Raw genomic sequence first — 19,056 nt, 5'->3', positions numbered from 1 at the left:
CGACCTCCCCACAAGGGGAGGTAAAGGGCCCCAGCCCTAAAACAGCGCTTTCAGCTCGTCCAGCTTGTCGTTGACCAGCCAGCCGTAATAATTCTCTTCGGGCAGTTTGACCGTCTCACCCGCCGCGCGGCGCTTGTCGTTCTCTGCTTTCAGCGCATAGGCGCGCTGCTCGGGATTGCCGACATTGTAGAGCGTGGCGGTCAGCCCCGGATTGCCTGAGATGTCGAAGCCGGCAATGTTTTTGTAGGCGTCGATCGACTTCCTGATCGTCGCTGCGACGTAGGGCAATGTCAGATCCGGATCCATGATGGTCTTGTAGACCCCATTGGGATCGCCGACATCGAGTTCGGGCAGCCCCGACACCTTGTGCACGAGATCGCTCATCTGCAGCGCGGTCAGCGGGTTGAGCTGGCCGAGGCCAAAGGTCTGGCCGGCATAATAGGGCTGGAAGAAGGTGGCGCCGAAGCGGTCGTTGGGAAAGCTGGTGCCGCCGACGGTCTTGCCGCGGAAGGAGCGGTTCCACACCTGCTCGCGGCATTCCCACAGGTCGTAGCTGTCCGACATTGTGCACTTCTTGAATTCCGGCCGCTGCACGAAATCGGTGATGTCCTCGCCGTCATAGGCGAAGGACAGCTTGCTGGAGAGGTAGGAGATCGCCTTGACGTAGTAGGTCTGCAGCCGGTCGTAGGCATCGACATTGTAGGTGTGCTCGCCGACGATGGCACCGACGATGTGCAAGGGGTTGATGCCGTAAGCGGCAGCCGCCTTCCTGATCTTGGCTCGCAATTCGGCGTCGTTCTGCAACAGAGCGTAGACCTTGCGGTATTTGGCCTGGAAGGTGGTGTTGGTGGCCTGGGTGCGGCGGCTGGAGGCGCCCGGTATGTCAGGCTGCACGACATTGCGGTTGCCCGCCGGCACCAATGTCGCCGCGTCAGCCGCGAACAGCGTCGCCGCCAGCGTCAAGCCGAGAATGACAAGGATCAGTTTTTTCATGCGCCGCCGCCCAAGCAATTCCAGGAAAGTGTGAAACGGCTTTCCGTCCGGAATTGCGTCTAGAGAATTGCCGCGCAAACTAGGGAGTGCTCCCGGTCGAGTCGAGAGCGCCCCTGCAGCCGGCAAGACGAAAGGTGGTCCGATGATACCATCCGGCCACACATCAACCTGTTAGCCGGATTGTTGCCTAAGCATCGGCCCAAAGATCGAAACCGATTTTTGGAAAGTCCGATGCATCGATTCAATACTGCTAGAGCGACCTTTGCGTGTCCAAAAGACGCGCGGCGCCCTAATACCGGCGCCGGATGAACCGGCGCCCTCGTTTAAAGGATGAATCGCGACAAATCTGTGTTTCGCGAGAGGTCGCCGACATGCTTTTCCACATAGGCGGCATCGATGGCGACGCTGGTGCCGTTGCGGTCCGGCGCGTCGTAGGAGATCTCGTCCAACACACGCTCCATCACCGTCTGCAGGCGTCTCGCTCCGATGTTTTCGACGCTGGCGTTGAGGTCGACGGCAATGCCGGCCAGCGAATCGATGGCGTCGTCGGTGAAGGTGAGATCGACGCCTTCGGTCTTCATCAGTGCGATATACTGCTTGATCAGGCTTGCCTCGGTCTCGGTGAGGATGCGAATGAAATCGTCCTTCTCCAGCGCCCGCAACTCGACACGGATCGGCAGGCGGCCCTGCAATTCCGGCAACAGGTCGGAGGGCTTGGAGACATGGAATGCGCCCGAGGCGATGAACAGTATGTGGTCGGTCTTCAACGGTCCGTATTTGGTCGCAACCGTCGTGCCTTCGATCAGCGGCAGCAGGTCGCGCTGCACGCCTTCGCGCGAGACACCGGCGCCCATGCCACCTTCGCGCGAGGCGATCTTGTCGATCTCGTCGAGGAAGACGATGCCGTCATTTTCGGTCGCATCCAGCGCCCGGCGCACGACTTCGTCCTGGTCGAGCAGCTTGTCGGACTCGTCGTTGACCAGCAGCGCGTAGGATTCCTTGACCGTCGTCTTGCGCGCCTTGGTCTTCTTGCCACCCATCGCCTTCGACAGCATGTCGTTGATGTTGAGCACGCCGATATTAGCGCCCGGCATGCCGGGGATCTCGAAGCCGGGCATGCCGCCGGTGCCGGTGTCGGCAACCTCGATCTCGATCTCCTTGTCGTCGAGCTCGCCGTCGCGCAGCTTCTTGCGGAAGGAATCGCGGGTTGCCGGGCTCGCCGTCTTGCCGACCAGGGCTTCCAGCACGCGCTCCTCGGCGTTGAGGTGCGCGCGCGCCTTCACGTCCTCGCGCATCTTCTCGCGCACCAGGCCGATGGCGATCTCGACCAGGTCGCGGATGATCTGCTCGACATCGCGGCCGACATAGCCGACCTCGGTGAACTTGGTGGCCTCGACCTTGACGAAAGGCGCGCCGGCGAGCCGCGCCAGGCGGCGCGAGATCTCGGTCTTGCCGACGCCGGTCGGGCCGATCATCAGGATGTTCTTCGGCATCACCTCTTCGCGCATCTGGCCTTCCAGCTGCTGGCGGCGCCAGCGATTGCGCAAGGCGATGGCCACGGCGCGCTTGGCGTCCTTCTGGCCGATGATGAAGCGGTCGAGTTCCGAAACGATTTCACGGGGAGAGAAGGTGGTCATATCACTAAATTCCACTTTGCCACTGCTTGATGGACTCGAACGGATGCAGCAGCATGATCACGTTGAGCGTCAGATTGTCCCGGATTAGGTAGCCGACACCCAGTTCGAAGATGAGGGCGAGGCCGACGATGCTCCATATAGGTAGCTTTCGCGCCATCACAAATCCCAGCATCATGGCCAGCGTGTCGGACACCGAATTGATGATGCTATCGCCATAGTAATCCAGCGAGATGGTGCCGGCGCGGTAGCGCTCGATGATGAACGGGCTGTTTTCCAGGAGTTCCCAGCCGCCCTCGATGACGACGGCGAATGCCAGGCGCAGACCGATTGGCGAGCGCGGGAACAGGAACCAGGCCAAGGCGTAGAACAGGAAGCCGTGGATGATGTGCGAGAACGTGTACCAGTCGGAAATATGCTGGGAATTCTCCGAACTGTTCACCACACCGTGCCAGAGTTTGACATAACCGCAGGTGCAGATCGGCGTGCGGCCCATGCCGTAAAGCGCGCCGGCCTGGAAGATGAGCAGAGCGAGCACGAGCAGAAGCCCCATCCGCCAGCTGTCTTCGTAGGCCGAGTAATTTTTGGCAGTGCCCGGTGTCGCCATCAACTCATTCCCCTTCTTCCGCGTCGCTCTCTTCGGCATCGACGGCCATCAGCACGACGTCCCCATATCTAGAGTGTCTGCGATCGATAGCCCTGAAGCCCGCTTTTTCATAGGCGCGGATGGCGCGGCCATTGTCGGGATGCGGATCGATGATGACGCGTGGCGCGCCTTCCTCGAACAGTTGCTCGACGAATTGCCTGACGATCGCCGAGCCATGACCTCTGCCGACCAGGTCCGGCACGCCGATCGACAGGTCGATGCCGAGCGTGCCAAACGGCTGGTCGGCATAGGGATGGCCGTCTTCCAGATGCGGATCGTAGCTCTGCAGATAGGCAATCGGCCTGCCGTCGAGCTCGACGATCAGCGGCTCTACAGAAATAGAGTCAATGTGCTCCCGGATTTCGGCGATTTCCGTCTCCGGATCGTCCCACCATTCGGCGACATGCGGCTCGGCCAGCCAGCCGGCGATCATCGGCAGGTCTTTTTCGGTAACCGGTCGAAAATCATAGAGCACCGGCGGGTTAGCCGGCATCGAGCGTTTCGACAACAAAGTTGTTGTTGGTGTAGACGCAAATGTCGGAGGCGATCTGCATCGCCTTGCGGGCGATCTCCTCGGCATCCTTGTCGCTGTCCATCAGCGCGCGGGCAGCGGCCAGCGCATAGTTGCCGCCGGAACCGATGGCCATGACGCCGAATTCGGGCTCCAGCACGTCGCCGGTGCCGGTGAGCGCCAGCGAAACCGACTTGTCGGCCACCAGCATCATCGCTTCCAGCCGGCGCAGATAACGGTCGGTGCGCCAGTCCTTGGCGAGCTCGACGCAGGCGCGCGTCAACTGGTCGGGATATTGTTCGAGCTTGGCTTCGAGCCGCTCCAAAAGGGTGAAAGCATCCGCCGTGGCGCCGGCGAAGCCCGCAATGACATTGCCGCCTTTGCCGATGCGGCGCACCTTTTTGGCGTTGCCTTTCATAATGGTCTGGCCAAGGCTGACCTGGCCGTCGCCGGCGATCACCACCTTGTTGCCCTTGCGCACCGTCACGATGGTCGTGGCGTGCATACTCAGTTCATTGGACATTTTTAGCTCCGATTCGCGCGATCCCGATAAGGCGATTGGCGCGCGGTACGAGTGATTTCGATCGGCCATATGTATGCATGGGGCGGGTGATTGCAAACGGCGTCCGCCATGGCCGGTGGCTGTCCGCATCGCAACTGGCAATCGCCGGATCATGCTGCTAGAAGGCTTTCGTTTTCAAGCAAAAGACAGCTTGGAACCCCGTCTTGAGTTTCGAACCCCTCAGCCAAGGACAAGGTCATGGCGTCCCGTTCCGCCGAAGTCAGCCGCAAGACCAAGGAAACCGAGATCAGCGTCTCGGTCGATGTCGACGGCACCGGAAAATCCGACATGTCGAGCGGCGTCGGCTTCTTCGACCACATGCTGAACCAGCTGTCGCGCCACTCGCTGATCGACATGACGGTAAAGGCCAAGGGCGACCTGCACATTGACGACCACCACACGGTCGAGGACACCGGCATTGCGATCGGCCAGGCGCTGGCCAAGGCGCTGGGCGAGCGGCGCGGCATCATGCGCTACGCCTCTGTCGACCTGGCCATGGACGAAACGCTGACGCGGGCCGCGATCGACGTGTCGGGCCGTCCGTTCCTGGTCTGGAATGTCGCCTTCTCGTCGCCCAAGATCGGCACGTTCGACACCGAACTGGTGCGTGAATTCTTCCAGGCGCTGGCGCAGAATGCCGGCATCACGCTGCATGTCACCAACCATTATGGCGCCAACAACCACCATATTGCCGAGACCTGCTTCAAGGCGGTGGCGCGCGCGCTGCGTTTCGCACTGGAGCGCGACCCGCGCCAGCCGGAAGCGGTTCCCTCCACCAAGGGATCTCTGAAAGGGTAGGCTGATGGCCATCTATGTCGTGATGGAACCGCCAGGCCGCACCGAGGCGGCCGACGCAACCATTTTTGTCCGCGACGGTTTTTCCTGGCTCGCTTTCCTGGTGGCGCCGCTGTGGCTCGCTTGGCAGCGGCTTTGGATCGAGGCCGCGCTCGCCTTCGTCGCCATGGGGCTCATCTCGGTGCTCGGCCAATGGCTGGGACTGGACTGGGCCGGCTCCGCACTGTCTTTACTGGTGTCGCTCTATATCGGGCTGGAAGGCCAAGGGTTGCGGCTCGCAGCGCTGCGCCGCGGCGGCTGGCATGAATGGGGCGTCGTCGAAGCCGACAATCCTGACGATGCCGACATTCGCCAGTCACTGGACGCCGAGGCGCTTGCCGATGAGCCGGCGCCGCTGCCGCGCATCGTGCCGGACGCCAGCCTGGCCCGGCCGGCGCAGACCGGGCTGACGCTGGGCCTGAGCCATACGCCGGGAAAAGCCTGAGATGCGGGTCGCGATCATCGATTACGGGTCGGGCAATCTGCGCTCGGCCACCAAGGCCTTCGAGCGCGCCGCGCATGAAGCCGGCATTGCGGCTGCCATCGAGCTGACCGCCGATGCCGAGCGTGTGCGCAGCGCCGACCGCATCGTTTTGCCCGGCGTCGGCGCCTATGCCGATTGCGCGGCGGGCCTGCGCGGCGTCGCCGGCATGTGGGAAGCGGTGGAAGAGGTAGCGATCGCCAAGGCGCGGCCGTTCCTCGGCATCTGCGTCGGCATGCAGCTGATGTCGGAGCGCGGCCTGGAAAAGACCGTGACCAAGGGCTTCGGCTGGATTGTCGGCGACGTCAAGGAGATCACGCCCGCCGATCCGGCACTGAAGATCCCGCAAATCGGCTGGAACACCATCGATCTGGAGCGCAAGCACCCGCTGTTTTCGGGTATTGCGACCGGGCCTAAGGGTCTGCACGCCTATTTCGTTCATTCCTACCATCTCGACGCGACAAGGCCGGACGAAGTGCTGGCCGTCGCCGATTATGGCGGCCCGGTAACGGCGGCGGTCGCGCGCGGTAACCTTGCCGGCACGCAATTCCATCCGGAAAAGAGCCAGGCGCTCGGCCTGGCACTGATCACCAACTTCCTGCGCTGGAGGCCTTGAGATGAGCAAGAAGGGCTACTGGATGGCGATGGTCGATGTGACCGATCCGGAAAACTATCCGAAATACATCGCCGCCAACAAAGCGGCGTTCGACAAATACGGCGCGAAATTCCTGACGCGAGGCGGTCAGTCGTCAAGCCCGGAAGGGCCATCCGGCAATCGCCATGTGATCGTCGAGTTCGAAAGCTACGAGGTCGCGCTGGCTTGCTTCCATTCCCCCGAATACCAGGCAGCGCTGAAATTCCGGCGCGCTTATTCGACCTCGCATTTCGCCATTGTGGAAGGGGTCTGAACGGTGATCCTGTTTCCGGCCATCGACCTCAAGGACGGCAAGTGCGTGCGGCTGAAGCACGGCGATATGGCGACCGCGACCATCTACAATGACGACCCTGCGGCCCAGGCCAAGGCCTTCGAAGAGCAAGGGTTTGAATGGCTGCATGTCGTCGACCTCAACGGCGCCTTCAAGGGCCAGAGCGTCAACAGCGCGGCGGTCGGCGCCATCCTCAAGGCGACGAAAAACCCGGTGCAGCTCGGCGGCGGCATCCGCACGCTGGCGCAGATCGAGGACTGGCTCGACCGCGGGCTGGCCCGCGTCATCCTCGGCACGGTGGCGGTGCGCGATCCCGACCTGGTCCGGGAAGCCTGCAAGGAATTTCCTGGAAAGATCGCCGTGGGCATCGACGCCAAGGGCGGCAAGGTGGCGGTCGAAGGCTGGGCCGAGGCCTCCAGCCTCGGCGTCATCGAACTGGCGCGGAAATTCGAAGGCGCCGGCGTTGCCGCCATCATCTACACCGATATCGACCGCGACGGCGTTCTGACCGGCATCAACTGGGACGCCACCATCGACCTTGCCAATGCGGTGTCGATCCCGGTCATCGCCTCGGGCGGGCTGGCCTCGATCGCCGACATCGTGCGCATGACCATGCCCGACGCAAAGAAACTCGAAGGCGCCATCTCCGGCCGCGCGCTCTATGACGGGCGCATCGACCCGGCCGAGGCGCTGGCGGTGCTGCAGGGCAAGGCGATGGAGACCCGGCCGTGAAAATCTCCATCATCCTGGCCTCCTATGACAGCGGCCACTATCACGGCGGCATGGGCCGAGGCCCGGATGCACTCATCGCCGGCGGGCTTGTCGACGCGCTGACGCTCACCGGGCATGACGTCGTCGTCACCGATATCGGCAGGGTTGGCGACGAACAACAGCGCGAGATCGCCACCGGCTTTGCCGTGTGCGGTGCCGTCTCCGGCGAGGTCCGCATCGCCATAGACCGCGGCCGGTTTCCCATCGTGCTGGCCGGCAATTGCCTGACATCGGCCGGTGCGGTTGCCGGCGAGGATGCCGATGCGATCATCTGGGCCGACCAGCATGGCGATCTCAACACGCCGGAGACGTCCATCTTCGGCTTTCTCGACGGCATGGCGCTGGCCACGGTTCTCGGCCTGTGCTGGAAGCCGATGGCCTCGGCCATCCCCGGCTTCAGGCCTATCGATCCGGCGCGCTGCGTGCTGGTCAACGCGCGCGATCTCGATCCGGCCGAAACAGAGCTGTTGAAGACTTTGCCGGTCATCCGCACCGAATGCCCGGACTGGGCCACGGCCTGCAACAGGCTGAAGGCGCCGGACGCGAAGCGGGTGCACCTGCATCTCGATCTCGACGTGCACGACCCCGGGGCGCTGCAGGCCAACCGCTACACCACGCCCGGCGGCCCGGAGCCGAAACAGCTGCGCCAGGCTGTCTGCGGCATGGCCGGCCTGCTGCCGATTTCCGGCATTACCATTTCCGCCTATGATCCGGCGTTCGATGCGCAGGCCGAGGTTCCGCCGCTGGTCGGCGAACTGCTAAGCGAGTTGCTGGCGACGATGGACAAGGGCTGATGCTGAAGGCCCGAGTCATCCCTTGCCTCGACGTCAAGAACGGCCGCGTCGTCAAGGGGGTCAATTTCGTCGACCTCATCGATGCCGGTGATCCGGTCGAGGCGGCCAAAGCCTATGACGCGGCCGGCGCTGACGAGCTTTGCTTTCTCGATATCACCGCGTCGTCCGACAACCGTGAAACCATCTTCGACGTCGTCGCCCGCACCGCCGAACAATGCTTCATGCCGCTGACCGTCGGCGGCGGCGTGCGCCAGGTGGCCGATATTCGCAAACTGTTGCTGGCCGGCGCCGACAAGGTGTCGATCAACACTGCGGCGGTGAAGAACCCCGATTTCGTCGCGGAAGCCGCCGACAAGTTCGGCAACCAGTGCATTGTCATCGCCATCGACGCCAAAAAGGTGTCGGCACCCAATGAAGCCGACCGCTGGGAGATCTTCACCCATGGCGGCCGTGAAAAGACCGGCGTCGATGCGGTAGAGTTTGCGCGAAAAATGGTCGATCGCGGCGCCGGCGAGATTCTTTTGACCTCGATGGACCGTGACGGCACCAAGGCCGGTTACGACATTGCGCTGACCCGCGCGATAGCGGATGCGGTGCGCGCGCCGGTGATCGCGTCGGGCGGCGTCGGCACGCTCGATCATCTGGTCGAGGGCATTCGCGACGGCCATGCCGGCGCCGTGCTCGCCGCCTCGATCTTCCATTTCGGCACTTACACGATTACGGAAGCCAAGGCGCATATGGCCGAGGCCGGGCTGCCGATGCGGCTGGACTATCCGGTTCAATCCACTCCACAAAGGCTGTAGACTGCGTCATGGCTGAATTTTCGCTGTCCGATCTGGAAACGATCATTGGCGAACGCGCCCGTTCCGGCGACCCGGACTCGTGGACGGCAAAACTGTTCGCCAAAGGCATCGACAAGGCGGCGCAGAAGCTTGGTGAAGAGGCAGTCGAGACGGTGATTGCCGCCGTCAAAGGCGACAAAAATGCCCTCGTTTCCGAAAGTGCCGATCTCATATATCATTGGCTCGTCGTGCTTGGCATGGCCGGCGTTTCGCTGGGCGAGGTGCTGAAGGAGCTTGAGGGCCGCACCGGCCGTTCGGGCGTCACTGAAAAGGCATCCCGGCCGAAAGGCTGACCGCGAGAGCCGGATGATTTCGGGCCGAGGCCTTAAATCTGAATCCGTCTTTAAATTGATAGAGGGAGCATGATGTCGCCCGAAAACCGCTTCACACTTTTCGGCCTCATGCTCTAGAGGGCAGGAAACTCGATGGACCAGCTCGCTCCGACCGAGAAATATTCCCCCTATCGTTTCTTCTCGGCCGAGCAATGGTCGAACTTCCGCGCCGACACGCCGATGACGCTGGGCGAAGACGAGATCAACCGTCTGCGCTCACTGAACGATCCGGTCGACCTGGAAGAAGTCAAGCGCATCTATCTGTCGCTCTCGCGGCTGCTTTCGGCGCATGTCGAGGCCAGCCAGTTGCTGTTTCGCCAGCGCCAGGCCTTCTTCAACGCGCTGGATGTGGTCAAGACACCGTTCATCATCGGCATTGCCGGTTCGGTTGCGGTCGGCAAATCGACCACGGCGCGCGTGCTGAAGGAGCTTCTGGCGCGCTGGCCGTCGAGCCCCAAGGTCGATCTCATCACTACCGACGGGTTCCTGCTGCCCAACAAGGTGTTGCGACGCGACAATCTGATGGAGCGCAAGGGCTTTCCCGACAGCTACGATGTCGGTGCGCTGCTGCGTTTCCTCTCGGGCATCAAGTCGGCGCAGCGCAATGTCCGCGCGCCCGTCTATTCGCATTTGACCTATGACGTCATTCCCGGCGAGTTCGTCACCATCGACCGGCCAGACATTCTGATCTTCGAAGGCATCAACGTTCTGCAACCCGGCAAATTGCCGAAGGACGGCAAGATAGTGCCGTTCCTGTCGGATTTCTTCGATTTCGCCATTTATATCGACGCCGACGAAAAGCTGATCCACCAATGGTACATCGCCCGCTTCATGCGCCTGCGCGAGACGGCCTTCCGCAATCCGGACTCCTTCTTCCACCGCTATTCGCAGCTTTCGGAAGACGCCGCGCGCGCCATTGCGGAAGGCTTGTGGGCCAACATCAACCTGAAAAACCTGCGCGAGAACATCGTGCCGACACGAGCGCGGGCCGACCTCATCCTGCGCAAGGGCGCCAATCATCTGGTCGAGGAAGTGGCGCTCAGGAAACTGTGACCGCCGCCTCCGGGCTGGTCGCGATATCGCCCGATTGCGTATCCTGCGCCGGTCGCCGGACATAGCGCCGGTCGGCCGGGACGAGTTTGCGCGCCGCGACATAGACAATCACCGAGACAGCAGCTGCGGCATAGCCGTCGATTGCATAGTGCCACGCCAGATAAACCGAGCTGACGGCAACAAAGGCCACATAGACAAACGCTACAGCGCCGAGACGGCGATTGTACTCCCATGCAAAAAGTGCGTTGAGCATCGCCAAGCCGACATGCACGCTGGGAAAGGCCGAAATGCCTGACGCGAAACCGGTCTGCCTGGCCTCATGAAGCCTCCACAAATATTGCTGGTAGGAAACAGCGGAATTGGAGGATTCGGCGCCGCGGGCCAGGAATGCGAGCTGTTCGCCAAACCGCGCCGTGTCGCCCGTGACCATCCCGTAAAACGCCGGACCAGCCGACAGGAACAGTCCAGCCAATATGTTGCCGACGACGATCCAAACCACCATGAAGCAGATGACATAGCGCGTTCGAACCGACGCCGTCCGGGGCGATGTCGCGACGAAGAACAAGGCGCCAAAATTGAGGACAAACCAGAATACGTTGTAATTCCACTCGATGGCAGCCCGCACGAAATCGTTTTTGGCCACCAGATAGAGCCAGCGCCACGGATCGGCGCCGAAATGCAGGAACGCATCGATGTCGGCATGCAGCACGTCAAATGGAAAGCCGTCCTGCCAGACCGGCATTCCGTTCTTCACCGAGGTGAATGTGCCTTGAAAGATCATGAGCGCCATGAGGAGGCATAGACCCGAGAGCGAATATGCCAGCCGCGATGTCGAGAACACATATTTCGCCGCCAGACGGCGCCTGATGTCGGTGCGATGTATAAGCAGGCTTATGTCAACAATAATGGCGAAGGTCGGCAGCATCAGGCCGTTCAACAATATCCACCGCCCGAAATATATCGAATACGCGCTGCGGTCGGCCGCGCCTATTGCATACAGAAAAACTAGTCCGGCCAATGTGTAGACGACGATGAACAGATAAACGCCTGAATCCCGGCGAATCAGCGGGATCGCTTGTTTGATGACTGCCCACAACTGACGGAAAACCACACTGCTCTTTGTCATTGTCCCGAGCCGACGTTGCAATGCCCGGGCACTTTATAAGGAAAATCTGTAGAATCGGTTAGTGCTGTGCGAGGACGCGCTCGCTCAAGAAAGTGTCGTCATTCGCCAGCCCCAATTTGCCACAGCCCCACCAGATGGCGAGCGCCGCGGCAATGCCGACAATTCCGTCCACGGCATAGTGCCACCCGAGGTGAATCGAGCCGAAGAACAACAAGACACCAAAGGCCAGCATGGCGTGACCGAACCTGCGATCAATTGAGTACGCGACAGCCACAAACAGCGCCGCCTGCGCGTTGTGCATGCTGGGCATGGCCGAAATGCCACCGGGCAAATCGACACGGCCAGTATAGACCTCCCAAAGAAAATCCTGTGTCAAGGATGACGACAGCGGATAGATCGAGGCAACCTCGTCGAGATAGCGCATCAGATCGGCATATGGCGAGGGTGCGCCCGGCACCATTTCCGCAAAGTAACAAGGTCCTGCCGAGGAGAACAACGTTGCTATGCCCAGGCCGATCAGGATCCACGAAATGACCGTCGCCCGCCAGTAGCGAAGGCGGATCCGCTCAGGCACGCGCGGACTGACAAGCAACCCCACCCAGAACAAGAACACCAGCAGCATCCACAGAGTGTACACTATGTCCAACAGGCGAGTTACCCAAGGCATGCCGACGACCGGCTGAATGATTTGCCACGCCTGATTCCCACCCAGGAGATTTGCATCCCAGTGGGAGAAAGTTTCGTCCCACTGGAAGGGGGCGACAATCGGAATCATCATTTTGTTGTAGAGGAATGCCGCCATGAAGAGAGCCAACACGACGCTAGCGCAGAAACCCCGCGCAAGGGTATTCGACATGCCTCCGAGGGAAGCGACCGCGATGCTGACTGGTGACCCATGGCGACCCTGAACGAGCGCGCAGGAACCAACCACGGCAACAAGGATAGAGCCCAGCAAAGGCAAAAAGCGCACAATTCGACCGGTATATTCAACAATATGGGGCAGGATCGAATCGCCCCTGATTCTCGCGATGAGAAAGGTCAACACGACAAATGCGAAGATCATTGCACTGCGGCGGCCCTCACGCGCGAGCCATGCGGGAAACCGGTCCACATGCGAAGGACTTTGCACGATTTCAGAAGAAGCCATAGGAACGGCCCCAATCTTTTTGAGAACATTCCTTTGTGTCGCACCTATACTTTAACAAACAGTAAGTCGAAGAATACCTCTACTGCTCCAGGGTACGGTTGACCCGCCGCAGCGTCAGATTGATCCGGCCGCCATTTTTCAGCAGCGCCGAGGTCGACGGGTAGATGCGGTCGACGCCATGGAAGCAGAGCCGGCCTTCGCCGCCGAGCACGACGACGTCGCCGCTTTTCAGGCGGAACGATTTGGTGCCGCCGTCGCGTGTGGCCCCCCTGCCCGTCACTTGGCCGACCCGGAACAGGCAATCGTCGCCAAGTGACACCGAGACCACAGGCGCCGAAAAATCGGCTTCGTCGCGATCCTGGTGCAGGCCCATTTTGGCGTCCTGCGTATAGAAATTGACCAGGCAGGCCTCTGGCGGATTCGGATAGGCGGCGACCTCCCGCCACAATTGCATCAGCGCGTCCGGGATCGGCGGCCATGGCTCTCCGGTGAGTGGGTGCGTTGGCTGGTAGCGATAACCCAGTTCCCTGTCGGTGACCCAGCCGAGCGTGCCGCAATTGGTCATGCGCACGCTCATCTCCTTGCCGGTCCGCGGCATCGCCGGCACGTACAGCGGCGCCCGCTGTACAATGGTCCTCACCTCTTCGACCAGCGCTTCCTGCGCCGCGCGGGACAGATAACCAGGCATGTGGCGGACGCCTTTGGGCAGAACGAGCATGACTTCGCCTCCGGTTGATACTGAAACCATGCCACCGCCAATCAGAAACAGCGACCCGAAAGCCACGGTTGTCGGCCTCCCTTTCTGTGGCAATGGTGAAACCTTGCGGCTGCGGCTCCGAAGGGGAAGCCGCTTTATGCACGCAGTCGGCGCGGTCCTTAGTCGTTCTCTACCCGGCCGCGCAGCTTTTTGATCGTGCCGCGCCCTGCCTTGCTTTGCAGCCGCCGCTCCACCGAGCCTTTCGACGGCCTGGTCTTCTTGCGCGGCGGCGGCGGCGGTTCCGCGGCCTTGGCGACCAGCGCCGTCAGCCTTGCCCGGGCATCGGCCCGGTTCTGCTCCTGGGTGCGGAAGCGGCCGGCCTCGATGACGATGACGCCGTCCTTGGTGGCGCGCTGGCCGGCGAGCTTGATCGTGCGCGCGCGCACGCGTTCGGACAGGCCAGCCGCATTGGCGGCGTCGAAGCGCAATTGGACGGCGGTCGCCACCTTGTTGACGTTCTGGCCGCCGGGACCCGACGAGCGGATGAAATCCTCGTGTAGGTCGCCCGGATGGATTACGGCTTCGTCTGATATGATGATGTCGTCGATCGGCATGCCGCAGTCATGGCGCGGCGGACCAAAAAAGAAAAGGCCCGATCGAGACCGCGCCTTTCAAGGATGCTTCGGTGAAGACGCCTCGACTATTCCGCAGCTTCCTGCAGGCGGGGTGCTGCGCCGAGCACGACGGCATCGACATGGCTCTCGAATTTCTCGAAGTTGACGGCGAACATGCCGACCAATCGCGCTGCCTGCCGGTCATAGGCTGCCTTGTCGGCCCAAGTCGAACGCGGGTCGAGAATGGCGCTGTCGACGCCAGGCACAGCAACCGGCACCTCGAAGCCGAAATTGGCGTCGGTGCGGAAACCGGACGCCTTCAGCGAACCGTCAAGCGCTGCGGCCAGCAAGGCGCGCGTCGCCTTGATCGGCATACGCTTGCCGGTGCCGTAGGCGCCGCCGGTCCAGCCGGTGTTGACCAGCCAGCAATCGGCGCCGTGGCGGGCGATCAGCTCGCGCAGCAGATTGCCGTATTCCTTGGGGTGGCGCGGCATGAACGGGGCGCCGAAGCAGGTCGAGAACGTCGCTTCCGGCTCGGTAACGCCCTTCTCGGTGCCGGCCACCTTGGCGGTGTAGCCGGAGAGGAAGTGGTACATCGCCTGCGCCGGGGTCAGCCGTGCGATCGGCGGCATGATGCCGAAGGCATCGGCGGTCAGCATGATGATGTTTTTCGGGTGGCTGGCCCGTCCGCTCTTCGAGGCATTGGGGATGAAATCCAGCGGATAGGCGCAGCGCGTGTTTTCGGTGAGCCGGCCGTCGTTGAAGTCCGGCACGCGGTCGGCGTCGAGCACGACATTTTCCAGCACCGTGCCGAAGCGCTGCGTGGTGGCGAAAATCTCCGGCTCGGCCTCGGCCGACAGCCGGATCGTCTTGGCGTAGCAGCCGCCTTCGAAGTTGAAGATGCCGTGCGGTCCCCAGCCATGCTCGTCGTCGCCGATGAGCGTACGTGACGGATCGGCCGACAGCGTCGTCTTGCCCGTCCCGGAAAGCCCGAAGAAGATCGCCGCGTCGCCGGCCGGGCCCTCATTGGCCGAGCAGTGCATCGGCATGACGCCCTTTTCCGGCAGCAGATAGTTCAGCATGGTGAACACCGACTTCTTCATCTCGCCGGCATAGGAAGTGCCGCCGATCAGCACGATCTTGCGGGCGAGATCGACCGCAATCACCGTATCGGTGCGGCTGCCGTGACGGGCCGGATCGGCGCGGAAGGACGGCAGGTCGATGATCGTCATCTCCGGCACGAAATCCTCGAGCTCGGCGGCCTGCGGGCGGATCAAAAGATTGCGGATGAACAGCGAGTGCCAGGCGAATTCGGTGATGACCCGCGTCGGCAGCTTCAGATCGGCATCGGCGCCGCCGACGAGGTCCTGCACATAGAGATCCCTATTCGCGGCTTGGACAAGGAAATCGGCGAGCAGCATTTCGAACTGGCCCGCCGAAATCGCCTTGTTGTTGTCCCACCAGACATGGGGCTCGGTGGCGCCATCGCGGACGACAAACTTGTCCTTGGGCGAGCGGCCAGTGTGCTGGCCGGTCTCGGCAAGCAGCGCGCCGCCGGCGGTCAACCGGGCCTCGCCACGACGGATCGCTGCCTCATAAAGGGCGGCCGCACCAAAATTATAATGCACCGTGCCGGTGGTTTTCAGGCCGATACGATCGATCGCGCAAGCAGAATTGCGTTTGCCGACTTCCGACATCAAGGGTCCCTTCTTCTGGATTCGCCGCACTTTGCCGGCGCGTTTCCGGCGAGCCCGCGTTAGGGGCTGAGACGGTGAGAACCAGAAAACTCGAATGATATCAAATCATTAATCGATTTAAAAATTTTGAAAGTTGTTTAAATCGTTTATATGTGCAAAAAATCACGGTGGTTGCCCAAAGGATTGGCACACAGTGTTCGTCCAACCCGTGTAGAGGTTCCGATGGGGCCGCCGGTAAGCCGTCCGCGACAGCGGTTGGAGCCTGTGCCACATTTTGTACCTAATTTGTCCTGCAAAAGCCCCTTCTCTAAGACAGAAGGGACAGCTCATGAGGGAGCCGCTTGAAATGGCAACAATCGCGCTTGTCGATGACGACCGCAACATTCTGACATCGGTGTCGATCGCCCTCGAGTCCGAGGGGTATCGCGTCGAGACCTACACGGATGGTGCGTCGGCGCTGGAAGGCCTGGCGGCGCGGCCGCCGAATCTCGCCATCCTCGACATCAAGATGCCGCGCATGGACGGCATGGAGCTGTTGCGCCGGATGCGGCAGAAGTCCGACCTGCCGGTGATCTTCCTGACCTCGAAGGACGATGAGATCGATGAGCTTTTCGGCCTCAAGATGGGCGCCGACGATTTCATCCGCAAACCGTTCTCGCAGCGCCTGCTGGTCGAACGGGTGCGCGCCGTGCTGCGCCGCGCCAGCGCCCGCGAAGCTGCGGCAAAGGCGCCCAGCCAGCAGGCCCGTTCGCTGGAACGCGGGCAGCTGGTCATGGACCAGGAACGCCATACCTGCACCTGGAAGGGCGAGCCGGTGACGCTGACGGTCACCGAATTTCTCATCCTGCACTCGTTGGCGCAGCGCCCCGGCGTGGTAAAAAGCCGTGATGCGCTGATGGATTCGGCCTATGATGAGCAGGTCTATGTCGACGACCGCACCATCGATAGCCACATCAAGCGGCTGCGCAAGAAGTTCAAGGCCGTCGATGACGACTTCGAAATGATCGAAACCCTTTACGGAGTCGGATACCGGTTCCGCGAAGCTTGAGTTGATGCATGTCGCCCAAAAGTGGTCGCGTTTTTGGGACGACGACATGCATAAAACCAAAGACTAGGCGGGAGCTGCTATTCGATGGCAGTGGATGTACAGCGGAGCAGACGAACGAGCGCTGTCAGGCGGTCGCGGATTCTGCCCGCATTCCTGTCGAGGTTGACGGTGCCGATGCGCCGCTTCCTCGGCCACCACATCTTTTCCAGCCTGACCCGGCGCATCCTGTTCCTCAACCTGGCCGGCCTCGCCGTGCTGGTCACCGGCATCCTCTATCTCAACACCTTCCGCGACGGGCTGATCGACGCCCGCGTCGAAAGCCTGATGACGCAGGGCGAGATCATCGCCGGCGCCATTGCCGCGTCGGCGACGGTCGAGACCGATTCGATCAGCATCGATCCAGAAAAACTGCTTGAACTGCAGGCCGGCGAAAGCCTGGGGCCGGGCTCCGACCAGCTCGACAATCTGGATTTCCCGATCAATCCCGAGCGCGTGGCGCCGGTGCTGCGGCGGCTGATTTCGCCGACGCGCACCCGGGCCCGCATCTATGACCGCGACGCCAATCTGCTGCTCGATTCGCGCCATCTCTATTCGCGCGGCCAGATCCTGCGCTACGACCTGCCGCCGGTCGAGGACGAGCAGCCGGATATGCTGGAGCGCGTGCAGAAATTCGTCTTCGACTTCTTCCGCAACAAGGACCTGCCCGTCTACCATGAGCAGCCCGGCGGCAACGGTGCGGCCTTCCCGGAAGTGGTCAAGGCGCTGACCGGCAGTCCATCGACGATCGTGCGGGTGAGCGAACAGGGCGAGCAGATCGTTTCGGTGGCGGTGCCGATCCAGCGCTTCCGTGCCGTCCTCGGCGTGCTGATGCTGTCGACGGAAGGCGGCGACATCGACAAGATCGTCGCCGCCGAACGCAAGGCTATTTTGCGCGTGTTCGGCATCGCCGCCCTGGTCACCGCCATCCTGTCGATGCTGCTCGCATCCACCATCGCCAATCCGCTGCGCCGCCTATCGGCGGCGGCAGTGCGGGTGCGGCGCGGCGTCAAGAGCCGCGAGGAGATCCCCGACTTTTCCGACCGCCAGGACGAGATCGGCAATTTGTCGGTCGCGGTGCGCGACATGACCAATGCGCTCTATGCCCGCATCGAGGCGATCGAAAGCTTCGCCGCCGATGTCTCGCACGAGTTGAAGAACCCGCTGACCTCGCTGCGCAGCGCGGTGGAGACCTTGCCGCTTGCCAAGAACGACAATTCACGCGGCAGGCTGATGGAGATCATCCAGCACGATGTCCGGCGTCTCGACCGGCTGATCACCGACATTTCCGATGCCTCGCGCCTAGACGCCGAACTGGCGCGTGAGGATGCCGCCACGGTCGATTTGAAGAAATTCATCACCGATCTCGTCGCCGTGTCGCGCGAAGCGACGCGCAACAAAAAGGCTGTCGAGATCGAATTCAAGGCCGCCAAGCTGCCGCAAGGCGTCAAAGGCTATTTCGTCACCGGCCATGATCTCAGGATCGGCCAGGTCATCACCAATCTGATCGAGAATGCCCGCTCCTTCGTGCCGGAGGACCACGGTCACATCGCCATTTCCCTGGCACGCTCGGGCAAGGTCAACATCGTCACCGTCGACGACAACGGCCCCGGAATCCGCGCCGACGCCATCGACCGCATCTTCGAGCGCTTCTACACCGACCGCCCGGCCGGCGAGGCGTTCGGCCAGAATTCAGGGCTTGGCCTGTCGATATCCAGGCAGATCGTCGAAGCCCATGGCGGCACGCTGACCGCCGAGAACATCCCCGGCACCAAGCCCGGCGACATCAAGGGCGCGCGCTTCGTCGTTACGCTGCCGGCCGAAGGCTGATCGCGGCTGCGCATGCCCGATCCCACCGCGGAACCCGAGAACATCCATGCCACCGCAGTCCTGATTGGCGAGCGGGGCGTCCTGATCACCGGGCCGTCCGGCTCGGGCAAGACAACGCTGGCGCTGGCGCTCATCGACCATTTCAGCCGGCTCGGGCTGTTTGCGCGGCTGATCGGCGACGACCAGCTGTTTGTCGCGGCGCGTTTCGGGCGGCTGGTCTGCCATGCGCCCGCCAGCATTGCCGGCCTCGCAGAGGTGCCCGGGCTTGGTCCGAAGCCGCTTTTGTTCCAACCTGTGGGAGTCATCGACCTTACGATCCAGCTGGTTGCCGCTAACGCTGTGGAGCGTTTCCAGGAAGAGTCGAGCGCGACCATTGCCGGCTGTGTGGTGCCGCGCATCGACCTCGTTCAGCGCAACGTCACTGCGGCTTTGCCGGCGGTAATGGCGCGGCTGGCGATTGCGCCTTTCGTATGATCCGCCGC

At 62.0% G+C, this 19,056-nt stretch carries 22 protein-coding genes; 12 read left to right on the top strand and 10 right to left on the bottom strand.

The window, feature by feature from the left end:
- Positions 1 to 36: 36 nt before the first annotated feature.
- The 5 genes from NKH38_RS10375 to hslV form a co-directional block, all read right to left on the bottom strand.
- Positions 37 to 993 (bottom strand): DUF1402 family protein, encoded by a 957-nt coding sequence (locus NKH38_RS10375; protein ID WP_023687416.1) that lies wholly within the window; start codon positions 991 to 993, stop codon positions 37 to 39.
- Between the two features lie 323 nt (positions 994 to 1,316).
- Positions 1,317 to 2,630, bottom strand: coding sequence for an ATP-dependent protease ATPase subunit HslU (gene hslU, locus NKH38_RS10370; protein ID WP_023672325.1), 1,314 nt, complete (start codon positions 2,628 to 2,630; stop codon positions 1,317 to 1,319).
- Between the two features lie 4 nt (positions 2,631 to 2,634).
- Positions 2,635 to 3,234 (bottom strand): DUF2585 domain-containing protein, encoded by a 600-nt coding sequence (locus NKH38_RS10365; RefSeq protein ID WP_023744925.1) that lies wholly within the window; start codon positions 3,232 to 3,234, stop codon positions 2,635 to 2,637.
- 4 nt (positions 3,235 to 3,238) lie between these two features.
- Positions 3,239 to 3,766, bottom strand: coding sequence for a GNAT family N-acetyltransferase (locus NKH38_RS10360; protein ID WP_023744924.1), 528 nt, complete (start codon positions 3,764 to 3,766; stop codon positions 3,239 to 3,241).
- A complete protein-coding gene (gene hslV, locus NKH38_RS10355; protein WP_023672322.1) occupies positions 3,756 to 4,307 on the bottom strand; it encodes an ATP-dependent protease subunit HslV in 552 nt (183 codons plus the stop codon). The genes NKH38_RS10360 and hslV overlap by 11 nt, the downstream gene beginning before the upstream one ends.
- A 237-nt stretch (positions 4,308 to 4,544) precedes the next feature.
- On the opposite strand from hslV, the gene hisB reads away from it, so the two are divergent.
- The 9 genes from hisB to coaA all read left to right on the top strand — a co-directional run bounded on the left by hisB (position 4,545) and on the right by coaA (position 10,379).
- Positions 4,545 to 5,144, top strand: a complete 600-nt coding sequence (gene hisB, locus NKH38_RS10350) for an imidazoleglycerol-phosphate dehydratase HisB (RefSeq protein WP_023724184.1) — start codon at positions 4,545 to 4,547, stop codon at positions 5,142 to 5,144.
- Between the two features lie 4 nt (positions 5,145 to 5,148).
- Positions 5,149 to 5,625: a DUF2628 domain-containing protein gene (locus NKH38_RS10345; protein WP_352759337.1), complete on the top strand. Its 477-nt coding sequence runs from the start codon at positions 5,149 to 5,151 to the stop codon at positions 5,623 to 5,625.
- Between the two features lies 1 nt (position 5,626).
- The gene (gene hisH, locus NKH38_RS10340; RefSeq protein WP_352759340.1) at positions 5,627 to 6,277 is read left to right on the top strand and encodes an imidazole glycerol phosphate synthase subunit HisH; all 651 of its coding nucleotides are present in this window, start codon (positions 5,627 to 5,629) and stop codon (positions 6,275 to 6,277) included.
- A 1-nt stretch (position 6,278) separates the two neighbouring features.
- Positions 6,279 to 6,569, top strand: a complete 291-nt coding sequence (locus NKH38_RS10335; RefSeq protein ID WP_023672318.1) for a DUF1330 domain-containing protein — start codon at positions 6,279 to 6,281, stop codon at positions 6,567 to 6,569.
- 3 nt (positions 6,570 to 6,572) lie between these two features.
- Complete coding sequence (gene hisA, locus NKH38_RS10330; RefSeq protein WP_352519343.1) at positions 6,573 to 7,319, top strand: 1-(5-phosphoribosyl)-5-[(5-phosphoribosylamino)methylideneamino]imidazole-4-carboxamide isomerase; 747 nt, start codon at positions 6,573 to 6,575, stop codon at positions 7,317 to 7,319.
- On the top strand, positions 7,316 to 8,152 hold the full coding sequence (locus NKH38_RS10325; protein WP_352759344.1) for an arginase family protein: 837 nt from the start codon (positions 7,316 to 7,318) through the stop codon (positions 8,150 to 8,152). The genes hisA and NKH38_RS10325 overlap by 4 nt, the downstream gene beginning before the upstream one ends.
- Positions 8,149 to 8,955 (top strand): imidazole glycerol phosphate synthase subunit HisF, encoded by an 807-nt coding sequence (gene hisF, locus NKH38_RS10320; protein ID WP_352759798.1) that lies wholly within the window; start codon positions 8,149 to 8,151, stop codon positions 8,953 to 8,955. Before NKH38_RS10325 ends, hisF begins: the two co-directional genes overlap by 4 nt.
- 8 nt (positions 8,956 to 8,963) lie before the next feature.
- A complete protein-coding gene (locus tag NKH38_RS10315) occupies positions 8,964 to 9,287 on the top strand; it encodes a phosphoribosyl-ATP diphosphatase (RefSeq protein ID WP_023672314.1) in 324 nt (107 codons plus the stop codon).
- A gap of 132 nt (positions 9,288 to 9,419) precedes the next feature.
- Positions 9,420 to 10,379: a type I pantothenate kinase gene (coaA, locus tag NKH38_RS10310; RefSeq protein ID WP_023672313.1), complete on the top strand. Its 960-nt coding sequence runs from the start codon at positions 9,420 to 9,422 to the stop codon at positions 10,377 to 10,379.
- On the opposite strand, the gene NKH38_RS10305 is transcribed toward coaA, so the two are convergent.
- From NKH38_RS10305 to NKH38_RS10285, 5 genes are all read right to left on the bottom strand, one after another.
- Positions 10,366 to 11,505, bottom strand: coding sequence for a phosphatase PAP2 family protein (locus tag NKH38_RS10305; protein ID WP_352904339.1), 1,140 nt, complete (start codon positions 11,503 to 11,505; stop codon positions 10,366 to 10,368). The genes coaA and NKH38_RS10305 overlap by 14 nt on opposite strands.
- 58 nt (positions 11,506 to 11,563) lie before the next feature.
- Entirely contained in the window at positions 11,564 to 12,652 is a 1,089-nt protein-coding gene (locus tag NKH38_RS10300; protein WP_352759350.1) for a phosphatase PAP2 family protein, read from the bottom strand.
- 79 nt (positions 12,653 to 12,731) lie between these two features.
- Positions 12,732 to 13,370, bottom strand: a complete 639-nt coding sequence (locus NKH38_RS10295) for an alpha-ketoglutarate-dependent dioxygenase AlkB family protein (RefSeq protein ID WP_023728846.1) — start codon at positions 13,368 to 13,370, stop codon at positions 12,732 to 12,734.
- A gap of 158 nt (positions 13,371 to 13,528) precedes the next feature.
- On the bottom strand, positions 13,529 to 13,963 hold the full coding sequence (arfB, locus tag NKH38_RS10290; protein ID WP_023672309.1) for an alternative ribosome rescue aminoacyl-tRNA hydrolase ArfB: 435 nt from the start codon (positions 13,961 to 13,963) through the stop codon (positions 13,529 to 13,531).
- Positions 13,964 to 14,049: 86 nt separating this feature from the next.
- Complete coding sequence (locus tag NKH38_RS10285) at positions 14,050 to 15,660, bottom strand: phosphoenolpyruvate carboxykinase (protein ID WP_023728845.1); 1,611 nt, start codon at positions 15,658 to 15,660, stop codon at positions 14,050 to 14,052.
- 346 nt (positions 15,661 to 16,006) lie between these two features.
- On the opposite strand from NKH38_RS10285, the gene NKH38_RS10280 reads away from it, so the two are divergent.
- The 3 genes from NKH38_RS10280 (at position 16,007) to NKH38_RS10270 (ending at position 19,048) form a co-directional block, all read left to right on the top strand.
- Positions 16,007 to 16,708, top strand: a complete 702-nt coding sequence (locus NKH38_RS10280) for a response regulator transcription factor (protein WP_010912942.1) — start codon at positions 16,007 to 16,009, stop codon at positions 16,706 to 16,708.
- An 84-nt stretch (positions 16,709 to 16,792) separates the two neighbouring features.
- Positions 16,793 to 18,574, top strand: a complete 1,782-nt coding sequence (locus tag NKH38_RS10275; RefSeq protein ID WP_023672307.1) for a sensor histidine kinase — start codon at positions 16,793 to 16,795, stop codon at positions 18,572 to 18,574.
- Between the two features lie 12 nt (positions 18,575 to 18,586).
- Positions 18,587 to 19,048, top strand: a complete 462-nt coding sequence (locus NKH38_RS10270; RefSeq protein ID WP_023672306.1) for an HPr kinase/phosphorylase — start codon at positions 18,587 to 18,589, stop codon at positions 19,046 to 19,048.
- Positions 19,049 to 19,056: the final 8 nt, after the last annotated feature.

It is taken from the genome of Mesorhizobium sp. M1078 (genome assembly GCF_040318615.1).
Taxonomy (GTDB): Bacteria; Pseudomonadota; Alphaproteobacteria; order Rhizobiales; family Rhizobiaceae; genus Mesorhizobium.
The sequence above is the reverse complement of the archived record's forward strand: the minus strand, read 5'-3'. Positions and strand labels throughout refer to the sequence as shown.